Source organism: Pseudomonas putida (assembly GCF_002025705.1).
GTDB classification, from domain to species: Bacteria; Pseudomonadota; Gammaproteobacteria; order Pseudomonadales; family Pseudomonadaceae; genus Aquipseudomonas; species Aquipseudomonas putida_J.
In genome coordinates this window covers 769824-789482 of the sequence record NZ_CP018846.1, presented here as the reverse complement: position 1 = coordinate 789482, position 19659 = coordinate 769824, and the positions used below count along the sequence as shown (strand labels likewise).

The window sequence follows — 19659 nt, the reverse complement described above, 5'->3', positions numbered from 1 at the left end:
TCTGGAGGGTCGCTTGCCCTAAAAGCGCCCTCATTTGGATCTCCACGCACCCATTTGGCACACCTTCTGCAATTGCCTTGGCAAGCTGCGCTTAGGCGCGCTCCACAAAAACAACGAGAAGGTATCCCTGATGGATAACGCCACCTCCCTGCCAGCCGGGGCGGCCGTCGCGCCCGCCGCTGAAAAAACCACCGCCAGCCGCCTCAAGTCGATCTTCAGTGGCTCCATCGGCAACATGGTCGAATGGTACGACTGGTACGTCTACGCCGCATTCTCGCTGTACTTCGCCAAGGCATTCTTCCCCGCCGGCGACTCCACTGCACAACTGCTCAACACCGCTGCGATCTTCGCCGTGGGCTTCCTGATGCGCCCGATCGGTGGCTGGCTGATGGGCCTGTACGCCGACCGCAAGGGCCGCAAGGCCGCGCTGATGGCTTCGGTGCTGCTGATGTGCGCCGGCTCCCTGGTGATCGCCCTGACCCCGGGCTATGAAACCATCGGCGTCGCGGCGCCGGTCCTGCTGGTCATTGCACGCCTGATGCAGGGCTTGTCTGTGGGCGGCGAGTACGGCACCTCGGCCACCTACCTGAGCGAGATGGCCAGCAAGGACCGCCGTGGCTTCTTCTCCAGCTTCCAGTACGTGACACTGATTTCCGGCCAGCTCATCGCCCTGGCGGTACTGATCATCCTACAGCAGACCCTGACCACCGAGCAGCTGTATGCCTGGGGCTGGCGCGTACCCTTCGTGATAGGCGCGCTGTGCGCGGTAGTCGCCCTGTTCCTGCGCCGCGGCATGGAAGAAACTGCCTCCTTCACCAAGAAGGAAAAGGCCAAGGAAAGCCTGATGCGCACCCTGATGCGCCACCCCAAGGAACTGATGACCGTGGTTGGCCTGACCATGGGCGGCACCCTGGCCTTCTACACCTACACCACCTACATGCAGAAGTACCTGGTCAATACCGTGGGCATGAGCATCAGCGACTCGACCACCATCTCGGCGGCCACGCTGTTCCTGTTCATGTGCCTGCAGCCGGTGATTGGTGGCCTGTCCGACAAGATCGGTCGTCGCCCGATCCTGATCGCCTTTGGCGTACTCGGCACCCTGTTCACCGTGCCGATCCTCAGCACCCTGCATACCATCCAGACCTGGTGGGGCGCGTTCTTCCTGATCATGGCGGCGCTGATCATCGTCAGCGGCTATACCTCGATCAACGCCGTGGTGAAGGCCGAGCTGTTCCCTACCGAAATCCGCGCCCTGGGCGTCGGCCTGCCGTACGCACTGACCGTGTCGATCTTTGGCGGCACCGCCGAGTACGTGGCCCTGTGGTTCAAGAGCGCCGGCATGGAAAGCGGCTTCTACTGGTACGTCACGGCGTGCATCGCCTGCTCGTTGCTGGTGTATGCGACCATGAAAGACACCAAGCAACATTCGCGGATTACGACTGACTGATTGTGATACCGCATTGAAAAAGGGCGCCCGTTCAAGGGCGCCCTTTTTGCTTCAGGACATCTCCATTACCTGACGCGGCTCACGGCGCTGGTACCAGCTCGCCATCAGCACCAGCACCAGCAGTACGCCCCCCAGCACAGCGGAAGAGCCGATGGTGCCGAAGTCCAACCCGCCCTTCTCGTGCGGTTTGGTCAGGACGTCGCCAAGGGTGGCGCCAAACGGGCGGGTCAATACGAAGGCTACCCAGAACAGCACCACACCCGGGATGCGCGTCCAGTAACGGGCCAGTACCACCAGGGCGATGGCGCTGCCGACCAGCAGTGCGCCACCGGCAAAGCCCAGGCCCGAGTCATCCGCCAGGTAGTCACCCAACGCGGTACCCAGGGTGTTGGAGAACAGGATGGCCACCCAGTAGAAGATTTCACCGGTGCGGTTCTTGATGCGGGTGACGTCGAGCGGGTTGCCACTCAGGCGCCAGACCAGGAAGGTCAGCAGCAGGATACCAATGAGGATTGCAGAGCCCGAGGCATAACCCAGGCCCAAGGTGCGGTCCATGAAGTCGGACATGGTGGTGCCGGCCGTGCTGGTCGAGAGGATCACCAGCCAGTACAGCATCGGGTGATAGCGCCGCGAATACAGCTGACCGAACAAGGTCACCAGGAACACGCTGATCAGCAGCATCGAGCTGACCGCATAGCCAACGTTGAGGGTCATCGACAGCAGATCACCGGCGGTTTCGCCAAGGGTGGTGGCGCAGATCTTCATGACCCAGAAGGCCAAGGTGATTTGCGGAAGTTTGTTCATTGTTCGCCGCTCCGGAAATAGGTGCGGCGATGGTGCTGAGCCGGGCCTGAAAAATCGGTTGGCGATATATGAAAAAAGCGTTCATACGCTGTTACAAATTAAGATTTTTAGTTCTTAACCCCCGATTAATCCCACACCCTCAATCTGCAATGGCTGGCAAAGCATTGCACTCGCCTTGGATTTGAAGCACATCAAATAAGGCATACGCAGCCCTTTATTGGCATCGCTTGCGGCCAAATACATCTATTAATTCGATTTTTAGGCGCTATTTTTTGCGCTTTTTAATCAAATTAATCGGCGTAGCATTAACCCCATAGAAACAAACAACCTCTCGCACCCAAAGGAGCAACGACCATGAAAAGCAAACTGATCCTCACCCTGGCCCTGTCGGTTTTTGCTGCTGGCGCCTTCGCCGAAGATGGCTTCGACCGTACCAACGCCCACACCTTCGCCGCCGCCCAGACTCAATCGGCCAGCTATGCCGAAGACGGTTTCGATCACACTGGCGCACAACGCTTCGCTGAAGACGGTTTCGACCACACTGGCGCACAACGCTTCGCCGAAGACGGTTTCGACCACACTGGCGCCCAACGCTTTGCCGAAGACGGTTTCGACCGCACTGGCGGCCAACGCTTCGCCGAAGATGGCTTCGACCGCACCAACGCCCACCGCATCAGCTGATCCCTGTTGCGCGCTACCAGCCCGGCCTCGGCCGGGCTTGATCATTTCCAGGCGGACAAAGGCTTGGCACACTAGGCACTTCGTTCCCAGGATGCTGGCAGATGTACTACTACGAACCCGCCAAAGGCCACGGCCTGCCCCACGACCCGTTCAACGCAATCGTCGGCCCTCGCCCGATCGGCTGGATCTCCTCGCAGAGCCAGGACGGCCAGCTTAACCTAGCGCCGTACAGCTTCTTCAACGCCTTCAACTACATTCCACCGATCATCGGTTTCTGCAGCGTCGGGCGCAAAGACAGCCTGAACAACATCGAGCAGACCGGCGAATTCGTCTGGAACCTGGCTACCCGCCCGCTAGCCGAGCAGATGAACCAGAGCTGCGCGGCCGTTGCCGCCGATGTCAACGAGTTCGAACTGAGCGGCCTGACTGCGGTGCCATCGTCTATCGTCAAGGTGCCACGCGTGGGCGAAACGCCGGTAGCCTTCGAGTGCAAGGTGAGCCAGATTGTCCAGCTCAAGCGCGCCGACCAGGAATTGGTACCGAGCTGGCTGATTCTGGGTGAAGTGGTGGCGGTGCACATTGCCGAGCACCTGCTCAAGAACGGTATCTACGATACCGCTGCCGCCGAACCGATCCTGCGTGGCGGTGGCCCGGCGGACTACTTCGAGTTGGGCAACCTGTTCAAGATGGCTCGCCCACAGGCTTGATCACCAGATCAGTTCGCCTTCCTCGCCCACGCCCTGCAGGCGAGCGAGCTCTGCGCAGGCGGCCTCGTCGGCCGCCATGGCGCTTTTGAACACCTGCTCGTCGAGTACCTTGTGAAAGCGCGGTGCGCCGCCCATGCCCAGGGCCTTGACCGCGATGGCGGCGTTATAGCCACCGCCTTCCACCGGGACCATCGCCGAAACCGCTTCGAAATGCGGGAATTCTCTACGTGCCATGTTGCCATCCGCCTGTTGATCGAGGGGCGGCATTCTAACCGTGTTTCAATCGAAGGTATGCAAGTCGAGGCTGCTGACGACCTGCTGCTGAACCAGCTCGCCGAACACATTGAGGGTAGGCGAAGCGAAGTAGCCACTCATCGCCTGCTGATCCTGCCAACTGCCGCTAAGCAGCCACAGGTCAGCGTCGGCCTGGGAGCGCTGCACGGTGAAGCTGAGGCAGCCCGGGGTGCGCAAGGACGGCTCCAGCAGGTCGCGCAGGCGGGCGCCTAGCTCTGCGGAACGACCGCTGCTGGCACGGATGAAAGCCAGGTGGGTGACCGGTTGTCGTAGGGTCATTGCACGATCTCCTTGAAGCAGGCGGGCGGAAAAACCAGGCTGCCAAGGTTAGGGGCTGGCGCGCGCGGCGCGTTAGGCCATTACTGCTCACCGATTGCCTGATCCTGCAGCGCTGCAGGATCAGGCAATCGACGTGCAGCTTTCGACTAGCGCCCGCCATTGCCCAAACCTATGCTGCGTCGGTCAGCAGAGGAAAGCCATCATGACCACCGCCCCGTCCATCGACCCGACTCTGGAAGTGCAACGCCAGGAACTGGCCGAGCTGATTCGCAAGCACGCCGGTGAGCCTTATGGCCCCGCCTCGGCCATCGACGACCTGTATCTGGTGCGCTATACCGAGAACGTCCGTTCAGTACCAACCTTGGCCCAACCCGCGCTGTGCATCCTGGCGCAAGGCAGCAAAAGCCTGTTCCTCGGCGACGAACAATACGCCTACGACCCGTTGCATTACATGGTGGTATCGGTGACCTTGCCACTGAGTGGCGTGAAGCTGGACGCCAGCCCGGAGAACCCGAGCCTGGGCATCCGCATGGACCTCGACCCCGCCGAAATCAGCCAACTGATCGCAGAGAGCGGGCCAATGCTGGTGCCCAACCTGCCCTCTGGCCGCGGCTTGTATGTGGAGCGCACCGACCCGCAACTGCTCGACGCGCTGCTGCGGCTGGTCCGCTTGCTGGACTCGCCGCGCGACATCGGCATGCTGGCGCCGCTGATTCGTCGCGAGATTCTGTACCGCCTGCTGCGTGGGCCACAGGGCTATCGCCTGTATGAAATTGCCCTGGCCAACAGCCAGACCCATCGGGTGTGCCAGGCCATCACCTGGCTCAACCAGAACTTCCAGCAACCGCTGCGCATCGAAGACCTGGCCCGCGAGGTCAACCTCAGCACCTCGACCTTGCATCACCGCTTCAAGGCCGTGACATCCATGAGCCCGCTGCAGTACCAGAAGCAACTGCGCCTGCAGGAGGCGCGGCGGCTGATGCTCAACGATGGCCTGGAAGCGGCGGTGGCGGGCTATCGGGTGGGATACGAAAGCCCGTCGCAGTTCAGCCGCGAGTACAGCCGGCTATATGGTGCTCCGCCGATTCGGGATGTGGCGAGGTTGCGCTCCAGCGCGGGTTGAAATCAGCCCGCGACCGCCGCCTGCCATTGGTTCTGGTCAACCTGGATCAGCGTCGGCCCCTTGCGCTCCACCGCCCTTCCCAGCGCAGCCTGCAGTTGCTCGACATCGGCCACATGCTCGGCATCGGCGCCCAATGCCCGCGCCACGCCAATGAAGTCCGGGGTATGAATATCCACGCCGACCGGCTCGATGGCCCGGTTGACCATGTACTTCTTGATCTCCTCGTAGCCTTGGTTATTCCACAGCAATACGATCAGCGGCACCTGGGCCTCAACCGCGCTGGCCAGTTCCGGCAGGGTGAACTGCATGCCACCATCGCCAATCAGGCAGACCGCAGGTACTCGCTCGGTGATGTTTTCGGCGCAGCCCAACCAGGCACCCATCGCTGCAGGCAACGCATAACCCAAGGTGCCGTAACCGGTTGAAGCATTGAACCAACGGCGTGGCGCCTGCATGTCCAGGGTCAGGTTGCCGGTGTACACCGGTTGAGTCGAGTCACCGACCAGGATGGCGTTCGGCAGCCGTTCCAAGATGCCTGTCAGCAAGCGGGTCTGGCTCAGCGTCGGCTGGTCCCAGCTTGCCGCCAACGACTCGCGCAAACGCTGCGCACGGGCAACGCCCCAACCCTCGGCAGGCACCGGCGATGGTAACTGCCGCAAGGCCTCGAGCACGGCCTGGGCGGCAAGTTCGGCATCGGCCACCAGCGCCAGTTCCGGCAGATAGTTGCGCACGGTCTGGTCCGGGTCGATGTCGATGCGCAGCAAGCTGCCCGGAATCTTGAAGCCACCCTTGAAGGTCACGTCATAGTCGGTCTCGGCCAGTTCGGTGCCGATCGCCAGCACAACGTCGGCCTCTTCCACCAGCTCACGGGTGGCAACCAGTGATTGGGTCGAACCGATCTGCAATGGATGGCTGGCCGGCAGCAGGCCTTTGGCATTGATGGTGAGTGCCACCGGTGCCTGCAAATGCTCGGCCAGCAGCGCCAGCGGCGCCCCCGCAGCCAGCGCACCGCCACCAGCCAGAATCAGTGGCCGGCGTGCCTTGGCCAGGCGCTCGGCCATGGCGGCCACTGCCTGGGGTGAGGCGCCGGCGCGGGCACTGCGCACAGGGCGACCAGGCAGCAGGTGGTCGGCGGGCTCGACCAGAACATCCAACGGGATCTCGATATGCACCGGGCGCGGGCGGGCGCCGTCGAACACGGCAAAGGCGCGAGCCAGCACCTGTGGCAGGTCATCTGCGCTCATCAGCGTCTGCGAGAACGCTGCTACGCCCGACACCAGCGCTGCCTGGTTGGGCAATTCGTGCAGCTTGCCGCGGCCACCACCCAGTTGATCGCGCGACTGCACGCTGGAGATCACCAGCATTGGGATCGAATCGGCATAGGCCTGGCCCATGGCGGTGGTGATGTTGGTCATCCCCGGGCCAGTGATGATGAAGCACACGCCTGGCTTGCCACGGGTACGCGCGTAGCCATCAGCCATGAACCCGGCGCCCTGCTCGTGGCGCGGGGTGATGTGGCGGATCGACGAGCCCGCGAGGCCACGGTAGAGCTCCACGGTATGTACGCCGGGAATGCCAAAGACATGGTCCACGCCATAGCCTTCAAGGAGTTTGACCAGAACTTCGCCGCAGGTTGCCATCGGGTTTCACCTAGGATTTTGTTTGAGAGAATCTTGTTGGAATCTGCCCCCATTGGACCCAAGGCACCGCTACCGCCACAATGCAAAAAAACACATACTAGCCATGTTCTGTAATCATGGCTCAGTACAATGAAACGCCTGCCGCCCCTACCCGCCCTGCACACCTTTCTGGTCACCGCGCAGCACTGCAATTTCACCCGCGCCGCGCAGCAGCTTCACATCACCCAAGGTGCCGTGAGCCGGCAGATCGCCGGGCTCGAGGAGCACCTGGGCTACGCCTTGTTCCAGCGCCAGGCCCGCGGCCTGAGCCTGACCCGCGAGGGCCAGGACTGGCTGCCACGGGTACAGCAGATCTTCGGCCTCATCGAACAAGGCGTGCGTGAAGTGGGCGGGCGCAGAGCCACCTTGCAGCTCAAGGCACCAACCTGCGTGATGCGCTGGCTGCTGCCGCGGCTGATGGAGTGGCAGGCGCTGCGGCCCGACGTGCCGGTGGAGTTGACCACCACGGTGCAGCATGGGGTGGACTTTCGGCGTGAAGGGTTTGATGCCGCCGTCGTCTATGGCGATGTGCCCAACCATGGACTAAGGGTGCGCAAGCTGTTCGACGAGCAACTGACGCCGGTGTGCGCGCCGTCGCTGTTGAATGGGCCGGTTGCGCTGCAACAGCTCCAGGACCTGGCGCGCCATATGCTGTTGCACCCGTCACGGGATGAGCATGATTGGCGACTGTGGCTTCAAGCAGCAGGCGTAGTACTGGAGGCGCAAGGGCCGAAGCAGCATTTCGAAACCCTGGACATGGCCATGGCAATGGCCTCCCAGGGAACCGGGGTGGCGATTGGTGATTGGGCGCTGATCGCTGATGACTTGCGCGGTGGGCGGCTGTGCATGCCATTTGCACTGAAGGTTCAAACCGGCAAAGGATATTACCTGGTGAGCCAGGCGAAGAGCCTGCCGCCGGGGCTGGTGGAGTTGCTGGATTGGCTTGAAGATCGCGCCAATTTTCGAATGTAGGAGCGGCCTTGCCGGGGCGCCGGACCGGTCGGAAAGGGCCGCAAAGCGGCCCCTGGATTCAGCCTTGATGCTTGAATTGCTGGGGCTGCTGCGCAGCCCTTTCCGACCGGTCCGGCGCCCCGGCAAGGCCGCTCCTACAGAAAAGCGCAGGCGGCTCAGTAACCGACGGTGAAACGCTTGCGCGAATGCGCTGGCTTCTCCAGCTCATCGAGCATGGCAATGGCAAAGTCGGCAAAGGTGATCCAGCTTTTGCCATCCGCACCGATCAGCAGGTGGTCCTTGCCCAGCGTGTAGTGCCCGCTGCGCTCACCTTCGACGAACTCCGCCGACGGCGAGAGGAAGGTCCAGTCCAAGGTTTGCTCCTTGCGCAACTCCTCGAGAAAACGCACACCAGCAGTGGCTTCAGCCTTGTAGGCTTCGGGGAAGTCCGGGCTGTCGATCACACGGTGCCCGGAAGGCAGCAGCAGGCTGCCCGCACCGCCTACTACCAACAGGCGCTTGACCCCGGCGCGCTTGACCGGCTCGATGATGGCGTGGGGGTCGAGAGTCGAGAAATGCGCTGCACTCAACACCGCATCGGCACCCGCGACCGCCTGCTGCAGGGCCGCACTGTCCTTGGCATCCAGCGCCTGGGTGGTTACCCCGGCGCGCCCCTGCAGCTTTGACGGGTCGCGGGCGATGGCCACGACACTGTGGCCACGGCGCAGGGCTTCTTCCAGCAATTGGCTGCCGGCACGGCCGGTGGCACCAATGATTGCGATCTTGCTCATGGGTAGATTCTCCAGCAGTTGAACAACGAATGCACAACAGCTTAGTTGCCCGATCCATGACAAAAAATGCGATGCTCAGACATAGTTTGTTTCTGAAATCGAGCAAATCATGGACCGTCTCAACGCCATGCGCGTTTTCGTCACCGTCGTCGACCTGGGCAGCCAGTCGGCAGCGGCAGACCACCTGCAACTATCGCGGCCTGTGGTGTCACGTTACCTGGCCGAACTGGAAGACTGGGTCGGCGCACGGCTGATGCAGCGCACCACGCGCAAGTTGAGCCTGACAGCCGCCGGCCAGGAGACCCTGCCCCGCTGCCGCCAGTTGCTGGACTTGGCCGGCGACCTGCAGGCCGCCGTGCAACAACCGGAAGATGCGCCCAAGGGTGCACTGCGCATCAGCGTCAGTACGTCGTTTGGCCAAGCGCAGCTGGTGAGTGCGGTAGCCGATTATGTACGGCGTTACCCAGGCGTGAACGTTGAACTACAGATGCTCGATCGCACGGTCAACCTGGTGGATGAGCGCATCGACCTGGCGATCCGCACCAGCAACGATCTGGACCCGAACCTGATCGCCAGGCGCCTGACCGTGTGCCGCTCGGTGATCTGCGCGACGCCCGCCTACCTGCGCGAGCACGGCACACCGCAACGGGTCGAGGAACTGAGCCAGCACAACTGCCTGACCCATGCCTATTTCGGCCACAGCCTTTGGCATTTCGAGGTAGACGGCCAGCAGATCGCCGTGCCGGTGCGAGGCAACATCAGCGCCAACGAGGTCATGACACTGCAGAATGCAACACTGGCAGGCGCCGGCATCGCCATGCTGCCGACCTACCAGGCAGCCACGGCCCTGCGCAGTGGCGCCCTGCTGCGCCTGCTGCCCGAAGCGCGGCCACGGGAGCTGAACCTGAACGCGGTATACACCTCGCGCAAGCATATGCCGGCGACCTTGCGCAGCATGCTGGATTTTCTGGTGCATCGGTTCAAGGACGAACCGGAGTGGGACCGCGATCTGTATTGACTATGCTTAAAGGTGTCACCTGTGGCAGTTAACAGGAGGTGAGCACCATGGGCATCAAGTCCAGAAGAGTCGCCATGGTCATGGCCCTGACCGCGGTCGCGGCGCTGTACGGCTCCGCCTGCTGGCGCGCCGAGCTGCTTCGCAGCCAGCCCAGTACGGCCAACCGTTGCGAGCAGGAACACTGCGTGCCCCACACCGCAACCTTGAGCGCCGTTCGTTAGTGAAGCGGCGCCACGCCGATCACTCCTCGACGCTCATGTACTCCTTGGCCCAGCGGATGTAGTCCTCTGGCTGGGTATAGGTGTGCGAAAGTTCGGTGGCGCTGAGGTTCTCGGACTTGTTCTGCTGGCCGCGCTGAAGGCGCAGGCAGTCATAGGTGGCCTTGATCGCGGCAAAGTAGGCGGCATGGCCATCGACCACGATACGCACGCCCAGGCGAGCGAGGCGTTCATCGTCACGCAGGTTGGGGTTGGCGTAGGTCACCAGCATCAGCGGCACGGTCAGGTGCTCTGCAATTTGCTCCAACTGCTCGAAATCCTTCACCCCGACCATGCAGATACCGTCGGCACCGGCCTTCTGGTAGCTCTGGGTGCGAACGATGATTTCCTCGGTGGTGAGCACCCCGGCGTTGGTCCGGGCGATGATCGACAGCGAAGAGTCGACGCGCGCTTCCAGGGCCGCGCGGATCTTGCCCACGCCCTCCTCGACCGAGATCAGGTCGGTGGACTTGCGCCCGAACTGGGCGGGCAACAGCGTGTCTTCGATGGTCAGCGCAGCCACGCCGGCACGCTCCAGCTCAATGACCGTGCGCATGACGTTGAGTGCGTTGCCATAACCGTGGTCGGCATCGGCGAGCACCGGCAGTTGCGCAACGCGGCCAATACGGGTGGCCTGCTCGACGAACTCACTCAAGGTGATCAGGGCGAAGTCGGGTGCGGCCAGCACCTGCAACGAAGCCACCGAACCGCCGAGGATGCCGACTTCGAAGCCCAGGTCGGCAGCGATGCGTGCCGACATCGGGTCGAACACGGAGGCGGTGTGATAGCAGGAACCTGAAGCGAGCAGCTCGCGGAAGGCAAAACGCAGATCTTGATGGGAAGCCTTGGGCATGATCACTCCGCTTATATATGTGGAAATTGAACGGTTGCTACCGACCCCTGAATCGGGTCTACCTGACCTGTTCCAACCGTCGCCATCTGGGCGGTCATGCTCGACATGCAGGCAGAGGAATAAAAGGTGTGGGAGACAGCGGCGTGCAGACCTGCGGCAAAATGCTGCACCAAGCTGGTGCAGGCCGCGGCTTTCAGCCTCTGTGGCATACCAACGATATCACGCGGCCATGCAGCTCTGGATGAATGCGCCAATGCCGATCTTGCATAGGCGATGCAGATAGTACATAGGAAGCTACCTAACTCGGGTTACAATTCCGCTATTCGCGTCACCTCCCAGACAAGGTACCCCCCGTGACCGCCGCCCTGCCCCCGACCGTCCTGCGCAATGTGTTGACCGCCCTGATGCTGGCGATCTTCCTTGGCGCCCTCGACCAGACCATCGTCGCCGTTTCCATGCCGGCCATTTCGGCCCAGTTCAATGACGTCGGCCTGCTGGCCTGGGTGATTTCCGGCTACATGGTGGCGATGACCGTGGCGGTGCCGATCTACGGCAAGCTCGGCGACCTGTATGGCCGCCGGCGCATGATCCTCACCGGCATCAGCCTGTTCACCCTGGCCTCGATCGCCTGCGCCCTGGCCCAGGACATGCAGCAACTGGTCATGGCGCGCGTGCTGCAAGGCATCGGTGCCGGCGGCATGGTGTCGGTGAGCCAGGCGATCATCGGCGACTTCGTGCCACCGCGCGAACGTGGCCGTTACCAGGGCTACTTCAGCAGCATGTACGCCGTGGCCAGCGTGGCTGGGCCAGTGCTCGGCGGCTGGCTGACCGAGTACCTGTCCTGGCGTTGGGTATTCTGGATCAACCTGCCGCTAGGCCTGGTCGCGCTGTGGGCGATCCGCCGCGCCCTGGCCGGGATGCCGGTGCAGCGTCGCCAGGCGCGGGTCGACTACCTCGGCGCGATGCTGATGATCCTGGGCCTGGGCAGTTTGCTGCTGGGCATTACCCTGGTCGGCCAGGGCCAGGCGTGGGGCTCACCCGCCGTGCTGACCCTGTTCGCCTGCGCATTGCTTGGCCTGAGCTTGTTCATCGGCCATGAGCGGCGCTGCCAGGAACCGCTGCTGCCCATGGGCCTGTTCGGCAACCGGGTTGCCGTGCTGTGCTGGGGGGTGATTTTCTTCGCCAGCTTCCAGTCGATCTCGCTGACCATGTTGATGCCGCTGCGCTACCAGGGCATCACCGGGGCCGGTGCCGACAGCGCCGCGCTGCACCTGCTGCCGCTGGCCATGGGCCTGCCCATCGGCGCCTTCACCGGCGGGCGCATGACCAGCCGCACCGGGCGCTTCAAACCACAGATTCTGGCAGGCGCCGTGCTGATGCCCGTGGCGATCTTCGCCATGGCCATCACCCCACCGCAGTCAGGCTTGTTCAGTGCCGTGTTCATGCTGCTGACTGGTATCGCCTGTGGCCTGCAGTTCCCGACCTCGCTGGTGGGTACGCAGAGCGCAGTGGAAAGCAAGGACATCGGCGTGGCCACCAGTACCACCAACCTGTTCCGCTCGCTGGGTGGAGCCATGGGTGTGGCATGCATGTCCAGCCTGCTGCTGGCGCTGCTGCAACAGGGTGGTTTCGAGTTGCTGGGCAACCCGCTGTTGGGGAGCCTCAAGGCCGGCGAAGCGGATCCAGCTACGCAGATGCGGCTGCTGGAAACGTTCCGTCACCTGCTGCTGGGCAGTGCGGGGGTTGCGCTGCTGGGGCTGTTGGCGGCCCTGGCATTGCCAGACCGTCAGTTGCGCGGCCGTTGAAAGCTGTGGAGCTTCATCTAAGCTCGAGTGCCGAAAGGTATTAATGCTCGCTTAATACACAAGGAAAACACTTCCTCACAATCCTTAACAAAGTGTCATTTGCGTAGCGCTGGGCTCAAGCGCAGCATATCCAGCCCTGTGTCGACCCATTTTTCAGCGTCGCGCAGCAGATCGAAACTGTCCGGCAGCAGCAGCCAGCGCCCGATCAGGCCATCGACATAGGCGAACAGAGCCACGGCCGCTCGTTCTATATCCATATCCGCAGGCAGCTGGCCGCGGCGCACGGCATTGGCGAAGGCCAGCTTGATGCCCACATGGCAATCCAGCACCGCACCTTGGCGCTGCTGGCGAATTTCACACATGTCATCGGTGAACTCGCACTTGTGATGCAGGATTTCATTGATACGCCGGGTACGGGCGTCCAGCACCAGCTCATTGAGCACCTGCAGCAAAAGCTTGCGCATGCAGCCGAGCGGGTCCAGTTCGTCTTCGCTTTCACTGGCCCGCGCCAGGTGGTCATGGGTTTCATGCAGGCTGTCGAGCAGTGCCTGCACCAGTTCTGCCTTGTTGTTGAAGTGCCAGTAGATGGCCCCCCGGGTCACGCCCGCCAGCTCGGCGATGTCAGCCAGTGTGGTTCGCGCAACCCCGCGCTTGTAGAAGGCCTTTTCCGCGGCCTCGATGATCTGGGCGCGGGTCTCCTGGGCTTCTTCTTTGGTTCGACGGACCATGGCAGTGCAACCTCATCTGGGCCCGCTGCGCTGCGCAGCCGGGGAAAATCGCCGGGGTCACCTCTGCAGGGTGCCTCCCGGATGGGCTAATCAAGGGCTGTGGTAGTAGCCAAGTACTACCCAGCGGTATTTACAAACAACCGTGAATGTAAGTATATTCGTTAGTAAGCTATTTATCCACCGGATAGTTTTTTTCTGACAAGACTCTTCCATTACTCTTGAGCGTCTCCCTGCTCTTGCGACCCGAGGATCCTCATGCAATTCAAGCCAGCCGTTACCGCTCTGGTTTCCGCCGTCGCCCTGGCAACCCTGCTAAGTGGCTGTAAGAAAGAAGAAGCCGCGCCCGCAGCGCAGGCTCCTCAGGTCGGCGTCGTGACCATTCAGCCACAATCCTTCACCCTGACCTCGGAACTGCCAGGGCGCACCAGCGCCTTCCGCGTCGCCGAAGTGCGCCCGCAGGTCAATGGCATCATCCTCAAGCGCCTGTTCAAGGAAGGCAGCGAGGTCAAGGAAGGCCAGCAGCTGTACCAGATCGACCCTGCCGTTTACGAAGCCACCCTGGCCAACGCCCAGGCCAACCTGCAGGCGACCAAGTCGCTGGCCGAGCGCTACAAGCAGCTGGTCAACGAACAGGCGGTCTCGAAACAGGAATACGACGACGCCAGTGCCAAACGATTGCAGGCCGAAGCTTCGCTGAAAAGCGCGCAGATCGACCTGCGTTACACCAAGGTACTCGCCCCGATCAGCGGCCGTATTGGCCGCTCCTCGTTTACCGAAGGCGCCCTGGTGAGCAATGGCCAGACCAACGCCATGGCCACCATCCAGCAGCTCGACCCGATCTACGTCGACGTCACCCAGTCCACTGCCGAGCTGCTCAAGCTGCGCCGTGACCTGGAAAGCGGCCAGCTGCAGAAGGCCGGCGACAACGCCGCCTCGGTGCAGCTTGTGCTTGAGGATGGCAGCCTGCTGAAGCAGGAAGGTCGCCTGGAGTTCTCGGAAGTCGCGGTCGATGAGACCACTGGCTCCGTGACCCTGCGCGCGCTCTTCCCCAACCCCGATCACACCCTGCTGCCTGGCATGTTCGTGCATGCGCGGCTCAAGGCCGGGGTCAACGCCAACGCCATCCTGGCCCCGCAGCAGGGCGTGACCCGCGACCTCAAGGGCGCGCCAACCGCGCTGGTGGTCAACCAGGAGAACAAGGTCGAACTGCGCCAGCTCAAGGCCAGCCGTACCTTGGGCAGCGACTGGCTGATCGAGGAAGGCTTGAACCCGGGCGACCGCCTGATCACCGAAGGCCTGCAGTACGTACGCCCAGGCGTCGAGGTCAAGGTCAGCGACGCCACCAACGTCAAGAAGCCAGGCAGCCCTGATCAGGCCAACGCGGCCAAAGCAGACGCCAAAGCGGAGTAAACCATGTCGAAGTTCTTTATCGATCGCCCGATCTTCGCCTGGGTGATTGCCTTGGTGATCATGCTGGTCGGCGCCTTGTCGATCCTGAAGCTGCCGATCAACCAGTACCCGAGCATCGCGCCGCCGGCCATCGCCATCGCCGTGACCTACCCGGGCGCCTCGGCGCAGACCGTGCAGGACACCGTGGTGCAGGTCATCGAGCAGCAGCTCAACGGTATCGACAACCTGCGTTATGTGTCGTCGGAAAGTAACTCCGACGGCAGCATGACCATTACCGCCACCTTCGAGCAGGGCACCAACCCTGACACCGCCCAGGTCCAGGTGCAGAACAAGCTGAACCTGGCCACCCCGCTGCTGCCGCAGGAAGTGCAGCAGCAAGGTATCCGCGTCACCAAGGCAGTGAAGAACTTCCTGTTGGTGATCGGCCTGGTGTCCGAAGACGGCAGCATGACCAAGGATGACCTGGCCAACTACATCGTCTCCAACATGCAGGACCCGATTTCGCGGACTGCCGGTGTGGGTGACTTCCAGGTGTTCGGTGCGCAGTACGCCATGCGTATCTGGCTCGATCCGGCCAAGCTGAACAAGTTCCAGCTGACCCCGGTCGACGTCAAGACCGCCGTTGCCGCGCAGAACGTGCAGGTGTCCTCCGGCCAGCTCGGCGGCCTGCCAGCCATGCCTGGCACCCAGCTGAACGCCACCATCATTGGCAAGACCCGCCTGCAGACCGCCGAGCAGTTCGAGAAGATCCTGCTTAAGGTCAATACCGACGGTTCGCAGGTGCGCCTGGGTGATGTTGCCCAGGTCGGCCTGGGCGGCGAAAACTACGCGGTCAGCGCCCAGTTCAACGGCAAGCCGGCTTCCGGCCTTGCAGTAAAACTGGCCACTGGCGCCAACGCCCTGGACACTGCCAAGGCCCTGCGCAAGACCATTTCCGACCTGGAACCGTTCTTCCCGCCTGGGGTGAAAGCGGTATTCCCGTATGACACCACTCCGGTGGTCACCGAATCGATCAGCGGTGTGATCCACACCTTGATCGAAGCCGTGGTCCTGGTGTTCCTGGTGATGTACCTGTTCCTGCAGAACTTCCGCGCCACCATCATCACCACCATGACTGTCCCGGTGGTGTTGCTGGGTACCTTCGGCATCCTTGCCGCTGCGGGCTTCAGCATCAACACCCTGACCATGTTCGCCATGGTCCTGGCCATCGGCTTGCTGGTGGACGACGCCATCGTCGTGGTGGAGAACGTCGAGCGGGTAATGTCCGAAGAGGGCCTGCCGCCCAAGGAGGCGACCAAGCGCTCGATGGAGCAGATCCAGGGTGCCCTGGTGGGTATCGCCCTGGTGCTGTCGGCGGTACTGCTGCCCATGGCGTTCTTCGGTGGCTCCACCGGCGTGATCTACCGGCAGTTCTCCATCACCATCGTTTCGGCCATGGGCCTTTCGGTGCTGGTGGCGCTGATCTTCACTCCGGCCCTGTGCGCAACCATGCTCAAGCCGCTGAAGAAAGGCGAGCACCACACCGCCAAAGGTGGCTTCTTCGGCTGGTTCAACCGCAACTTCGACCGCAGCGTCAATGGTTACGAGCGTAGTGTTGGCACGATCCTGCGCAACAAGGTTCCATTCCTGTTGGCCTATGCGCTGATCGTGGTCGGCATGATCTGGCTGTTCGCCCGCATCCCTACTGCGTTCCTGCCTGAAGAAGACCAGGGTGTACTGTTCGCCCAGGTACAAACGCCGGCCGGCTCCAGTGCCGAGCGCACCCAGGTGGTGGTTGACCAGATGCGTGAGTACCTGCTCAAGGAAGAATCCGACACCGTAGCGTCGGTGTTCACCGTCAACGGCTTCAACTTTGCCGGTCGCGGGCAGAGTTCGGGCATGGCGTTCATCATGCTCAAGCCCTGGGATGAACGCTCCAAGGAAAACAGCGTATTCGCCCTGGCCCAGCGTGCCCAGCAGCACTTCTTCACGTTCCGTGACGCGATGGTGTTCGCCTTCGCCCCGCCTGCGGTACTCGAACTGGGTAACGCCACCGGCTTCGACGTGTTCCTGCAGGACCGCGGCGGTGTCGGCCACGCCAAGCTGATGGAGGCTCGCAACCAGTTCCTGGCCAAGGCCGCGCAGAGCAAGATCCTCAGCGCCGTGCGCCCGAACGGCCTGAACGATGAACCGCAATACCAGCTGACCATCGATGACGAACGTGCCAGCGCCCTGGGTGTGACCATCGCCGACATCAACAACACCCTGTCGATTGCCCTGGGTGCCAGCTACGTCAACGACTTCATCGACCGTGGCCGGGTCAAGAAGGTGTACATCCAGGGTGAACCCAACTCACGGATGAGCCCGGAAGACCTGCAGAAGTGGTACGTGCGCAACGGCGCGGGCGAGATGGTGCCGTTCTCCTCCTTCGCCAAGGGCGAATGGACCTACGGCTCGCCGAAGCTGTCGCGTTACAACGGCGTCGAGGCGATGGAAATCCTGGGTGCGCCAGCGCCGGGCTACAGTACCGGTGAGGCCATGGCCGAGGTCGAGCGTATCGCCGGCGAACTGCCAAGCGGTATCGGCTTCTCCTGGACCGGCATGTCCTACGAGGAAAAACTCTCCGGTTCGCAAATGCCGGCGCTGTTCGCCCTCTCGGTACTGTTCGTGTTCCTCTGCCTGGCAGCACTGTACGAGAGCTGGTCGATCCCGATCGCCGTCGTACTGGTAGTCCCACTGGGTATCATCGGTGCACTGATCGCCACCAGCCTGCGCGGGTTGTCCAACGACGTGTACTTCCTGGTCGGCCTGTTGACCACCATCGGCCTGGCGGCGAAGAACGCGATCCTGATCGTCGAATTCGCCAAGGAACTGCACGAGCAGGGCCGCAGCCTGTATGACGCGGCCATCGAGGCATGCCGCATGCGTCTGCGCCCTATCATCATGACCTCGCTGGCGTTCATCCTCGGTGTAGTACCGCTGACCATCGCCAGCGGCGCTGGCGCCGGCAGCCAGCACGCCATCGGCACCGGCGTGATCGGCGGCATGATCAGTGCGACCGTGCTGGCAATCTTCTGGGTACCGCTATTCTTCGTCGCAGTGTCGTCGCTGTTCGGCAGCAAAGAGCCGGAAAAACACGACTCCCCTGAAACTCCACGTTATGAGGCTGGGCAATGACCAAGTCTTTGTTGTCCCTGGCGGTAACCGCTTTCATTCTCGGCGGCTGCTCGCTGATCCCTGACTACCAGACCCCGGAATCGCCGGTGGCTGCGCAGTGGCCGCAAGGCCCTGCGTACTCGCCGACCCAGTCGGCCGAGGTTGCCGCCGCCGAACAGGGCTGGCGCCAGTTCTTCCATGACCCGGCATTGCAGCAGCTGATCCAGACCTCGCTGGTGAACAACCGCGACCTGCGTGTGGCAGCGTTGAACATCGACGCCTACCGCGCCCAGTACCGCATTCAGCGTGCCGACCTGTTCCCGGCGGTTTCGGCCACCGGCAGCGGCAGCCGCCAGCGCGTGCCAGCGAACATGTCGCAAACCGGCGAGTCAGGCATCACCAGCCAGTATTCGGCCACCCTGGGCGTCAGCGCCTATGAGCTGGACCTGTTCGGCCGCGTACGCAGCCTGACCGAGCAGGCACTGGAAACCTACCTGTCCAGCGAGCAGGCGCGCCGTTCCACGCAGATCGCCCTTGTGGCCAGCGTGGCCAACGCCTATTACACCTGGCAGGCCGACCAGGCTTTGTTCAAGCTGACCGAAGAGACGCTCAAGACCTACGAGGAAAGCTACAACCTGACCCGCCGCAGCAATGAAGTCGGTGTGGCTTCGGCGCTCGACGTCAGCCAGTCGCGTACCGCCGTGGAAGGTGCACGGGTCAAGTACTCGCAATACCAGCGCCTGGTCGCCCAGGACGTCAACAGCCTGACCGTGCTGCTGGGTACCGGCATTCCGGCCGACCTGGCCAAGCCGCTGGAGCTCAATGCCGACCAGCTGGCCGAAGTGCCAGCCGGCCTGCCGTCCGACATCCTTCAGCGCCGCCCGGACATTCAGGAAGCCGAGCACCTGCTCAAGGCCGCCAACGCCAACATCGGCGCGGCCCGTGCAGCGTTCTTCCCGAGCATCAGCCTGACCGCCAATGCCGGCAGCCTGAGCCCCGACATGGGTCACCTGTTCGCGGGCGGCCAGGGCACCTGGTTGTTCCAGCCGCAGATCAACCTGCCGATCTTCAACGCCGGCAGCCTGAAGGCCAGCCTGGACTACTCGAAGATCCAGAAGGACATCAACGTCGCCAAGTACGAAAAGACCATCCAGACCGCCTTCCAGGAAGTCTCCGATGGCCTCGCGGCGCGCAAGACCTTCGAAGAGCAGCTGCAGGCGCAACGCGACCTGGTGCAGGCGAACCAGGACTACTACCGCCTGGCCGAGCGCCGCTACCGCATCGGTATCGACAGCAACCTGACCTTCCTCGATGCCCAGCGCAACCTGTACTCCTCGCAGCAGTCGCTGATCACCGACCGCCTCTCGCAGCTGACCAGCGAGGTCAACCTGTACAAGGCGCTCGGCGGTGGCTGGTACGAGCAGACTGGCCAAGCCAATCAGCAAGCCTCGGTAGACACGCCGAAGAGCTGATCGAACTGCAGCAGCATCAAGCCTAGCCTCGCGCTGGGCTTTTTATTGGGCAAAATTAACCAACCGGAACATAGCGTTCGATTATCGCCCAATACCGTTTGCGGCGAATTGCCTCACCCTCGCCCTGCCCCGCACCATCCCCCACGCAACGCTGCACAAGTTCATCAAAAGACCCGTGCCTGCAGGCCGCACCCTGCAGCGCAGGCTCGCCCATAAAAACAA

Annotated in this window: 18 protein-coding genes; 11 read left to right on the top strand and 7 right to left on the bottom strand. The window is 62.5% G+C overall.

All coding sequences use genetic code 11. The annotated features are described in order from the left end of the window. Window positions 1-130: 130 nt before the first annotated feature. Window positions 131-1450, top strand: coding sequence for an MFS transporter (locus tag BUQ73_RS03695; protein ID WP_079226717.1), 1320 nt, complete (start codon window positions 131-133; stop codon window positions 1448-1450). A gap of 51 nt (window positions 1451-1501) precedes the next feature. On the opposite strand, the gene BUQ73_RS03690 is transcribed toward BUQ73_RS03695, so the two are convergent. Further along, window positions 1502-2254 (bottom strand): hypothetical protein, encoded by a 753-nt coding sequence (locus BUQ73_RS03690; RefSeq protein WP_079226716.1) that lies wholly within the window; start codon window positions 2252-2254, stop codon window positions 1502-1504. Between the two features lie 354 nt (window positions 2255-2608). Between BUQ73_RS03690 and BUQ73_RS03685 the strand changes: the two genes are divergently transcribed. After that, on the top strand, window positions 2609-2935 hold the full coding sequence (locus BUQ73_RS03685) for a hypothetical protein (RefSeq protein ID WP_079226715.1): 327 nt from the start codon (window positions 2609-2611) through the stop codon (window positions 2933-2935). A gap of 101 nt (window positions 2936-3036) precedes the next feature. Continuing rightward, window positions 3037-3642: a flavin reductase family protein gene (locus tag BUQ73_RS03680; RefSeq protein WP_079226714.1), complete on the top strand. Its 606-nt coding sequence runs from the start codon at window positions 3037-3039 to the stop codon at window positions 3640-3642. Here the strand turns inward: BUQ73_RS03680 and BUQ73_RS03675 are convergent, their stop codons facing one another. Both BUQ73_RS03675 and BUQ73_RS03670 read right to left on the bottom strand, forming a co-directional pair. Further along, the gene (locus tag BUQ73_RS03675) at window positions 3643-3909 is read right to left on the bottom strand and encodes a hypothetical protein (RefSeq protein WP_079226713.1); all 267 of its coding nucleotides are present in this window, start codon (window positions 3907-3909) and stop codon (window positions 3643-3645) included. Between the two features lie 12 nt (window positions 3910-3921). Beyond that, the gene (locus tag BUQ73_RS03670; RefSeq protein WP_079226712.1) at window positions 3922-4215 is read right to left on the bottom strand and encodes a putative quinol monooxygenase; all 294 of its coding nucleotides are present in this window, start codon (window positions 4213-4215) and stop codon (window positions 3922-3924) included. A gap of 202 nt (window positions 4216-4417) precedes the next feature. On the opposite strand from BUQ73_RS03670, the gene BUQ73_RS03665 reads away from it, so the two are divergent. Continuing rightward, a complete protein-coding gene (locus BUQ73_RS03665) occupies window positions 4418-5338 on the top strand; it encodes an AraC family transcriptional regulator (protein WP_079226711.1) in 921 nt (306 codons plus the stop codon). 2 nt (window positions 5339-5340) lie between these two features. Here the strand turns inward: BUQ73_RS03665 and BUQ73_RS03660 are convergent, their stop codons facing one another. Further along, on the bottom strand, window positions 5341-6978 hold the full coding sequence (locus BUQ73_RS03660) for a 5-guanidino-2-oxopentanoate decarboxylase (protein WP_079226710.1): 1638 nt from the start codon (window positions 6976-6978) through the stop codon (window positions 5341-5343). Window positions 6979-7107: 129 nt separating this feature from the next. Between BUQ73_RS03660 and BUQ73_RS03655 the strand changes: the two genes are divergently transcribed. Continuing rightward, on the top strand, window positions 7108-7989 hold the full coding sequence (locus tag BUQ73_RS03655) for a LysR substrate-binding domain-containing protein (RefSeq protein ID WP_079226709.1): 882 nt from the start codon (window positions 7108-7110) through the stop codon (window positions 7987-7989). Window positions 7990-8144: 155 nt separating this feature from the next. Here BUQ73_RS03655 and BUQ73_RS03650 read toward each other — a convergent pair whose 3' ends face one another. Then, complete coding sequence (locus BUQ73_RS03650) at window positions 8145-8759, bottom strand: NAD(P)-dependent oxidoreductase (RefSeq protein ID WP_079226708.1); 615 nt, start codon at window positions 8757-8759, stop codon at window positions 8145-8147. Between the two features lie 109 nt (window positions 8760-8868). On the opposite strand from BUQ73_RS03650, the gene BUQ73_RS03645 reads away from it, so the two are divergent. After that, window positions 8869-9777, top strand: coding sequence for a LysR family transcriptional regulator (locus BUQ73_RS03645; RefSeq protein ID WP_079226707.1), 909 nt, complete (start codon window positions 8869-8871; stop codon window positions 9775-9777). Window positions 9778-9824: 47 nt separating this feature from the next. Next, the gene (locus BUQ73_RS28440; protein WP_192858682.1) at window positions 9825-9998 is read left to right on the top strand and encodes a hypothetical protein; all 174 of its coding nucleotides are present in this window, start codon (window positions 9825-9827) and stop codon (window positions 9996-9998) included. 19 nt (window positions 9999-10017) lie between these two features. Here the strand turns inward: BUQ73_RS28440 and BUQ73_RS03640 are convergent, their stop codons facing one another. Continuing rightward, entirely contained in the window at window positions 10018-10887 is an 870-nt protein-coding gene (locus BUQ73_RS03640) for an isocitrate lyase/PEP mutase family protein (RefSeq protein WP_027917915.1), read from the bottom strand. A 353-nt stretch (window positions 10888-11240) separates the two neighbouring features. Between BUQ73_RS03640 and BUQ73_RS03635 the strand changes: the two genes are divergently transcribed. Further along, window positions 11241-12692: an MDR family MFS transporter gene (locus BUQ73_RS03635; RefSeq protein ID WP_079226706.1), complete on the top strand. Its 1452-nt coding sequence runs from the start codon at window positions 11241-11243 to the stop codon at window positions 12690-12692. Window positions 12693-12787: 95 nt separating this feature from the next. Here BUQ73_RS03635 and ttgR read toward each other — a convergent pair whose 3' ends face one another. After that, window positions 12788-13420, bottom strand: coding sequence for an efflux transport transcriptional regulator TtgR (ttgR, locus tag BUQ73_RS03630; RefSeq protein ID WP_079226705.1), 633 nt, complete (start codon window positions 13418-13420; stop codon window positions 12788-12790). Between the two features lie 255 nt (window positions 13421-13675). On the opposite strand from ttgR, the gene ttgA reads away from it, so the two are divergent. From ttgA to BUQ73_RS03615, 3 genes are read left to right on the top strand one after another with little or no spacing between them, the layout of a single operon-like run. Continuing rightward, window positions 13676-14830, top strand: coding sequence for a toluene efflux RND transporter periplasmic adaptor subunit TtgA (ttgA, locus tag BUQ73_RS03625; protein WP_079226704.1), 1155 nt, complete (start codon window positions 13676-13678; stop codon window positions 14828-14830). Window positions 14831-14833: 3 nt separating this feature from the next. Further along, window positions 14834-17986 (top strand): multidrug efflux RND transporter permease subunit TtgB, encoded by a 3153-nt coding sequence (gene ttgB / locus BUQ73_RS03620; RefSeq protein WP_079226703.1) that lies wholly within the window; start codon window positions 14834-14836, stop codon window positions 17984-17986. Then, on the top strand, window positions 17983-19437 hold the full coding sequence (locus BUQ73_RS03615; RefSeq protein ID WP_079226702.1) for an AdeC/AdeK/OprM family multidrug efflux complex outer membrane factor: 1455 nt from the start codon (window positions 17983-17985) through the stop codon (window positions 19435-19437). Before ttgB ends, BUQ73_RS03615 begins: the two co-directional genes overlap by 4 nt. Window positions 19438-19659: the final 222 nt, after the last annotated feature.